This is a genomic window from Deinococcus alpinitundrae, assembly GCF_009982895.1.
GTDB lineage: Bacteria > Deinococcota > Deinococci > Deinococcales > Deinococcaceae > Deinococcus > Deinococcus alpinitundrae.
Genome location: NZ_WXZL01000108.1, coordinates 1 through 545, shown reverse-complemented (window position 1 = coordinate 545; position 545 = coordinate 1). Strand labels below are relative to the sequence as shown.

Sequence of the window (545 nt, the reverse complement as noted above, 5' to 3'; positions counted from 1 at the left end):
AAGCAAATCCGCTGACCCCAGAAGAGCGCCAGGAGAACCGTGCCCTGGCGTCCACCCGCTTGCGGGTGGAACATGTCATCCGACAGTTGAAGATATTTCACGTGCTCAAGGACTTCTATCGTCACCGGAAACGGCGTTTCCCCTTACGCCTCAAGCTCATCGCAGCGCTGTGTAACCACTCGAACCTCAGTACCTGACAACTTTGGTTTGAGGCTGTCCTAGACAAGGAAAACCGTCAATTCCCTCCTGTCCTTCGACAAGGACAGCAAAATGCGGTGAGTTCAAGGAATGACCTCCTCACCTCCCACTTGGCCCCAGCGTACCGAACTGACCGAACACTTCAAAGCTTGCGTTCCATTCCTGTGAATCGACACGCTTCAGCGTGTCGTCGACCTGGTCTTTGCGATGATTACGTCCCAGAGCGTCAACCACAGCGACCTAGCCACTGATATTGCAAGACCCCTGTGGAGGATCAGTTCGGTCTGGCCCAGTATTCTTCGAATCGAGTGGGTGAGCGGTACCCCAGGCTGGAATGGCGTCGCTCG

1 protein-coding gene is annotated in these 545 nt (G+C 55.2%); it reads left to right on the top strand.

Translation table 11 applies throughout. The features are described from left to right. Positions 1-197, top strand: a 197-nt coding sequence (locus GUI70_RS22605; RefSeq protein ID WP_161884516.1) for a transposase family protein, incomplete at its 5' end; no start/stop codon positions are given. Positions 198-545 lie beyond the last annotated feature (348 nt).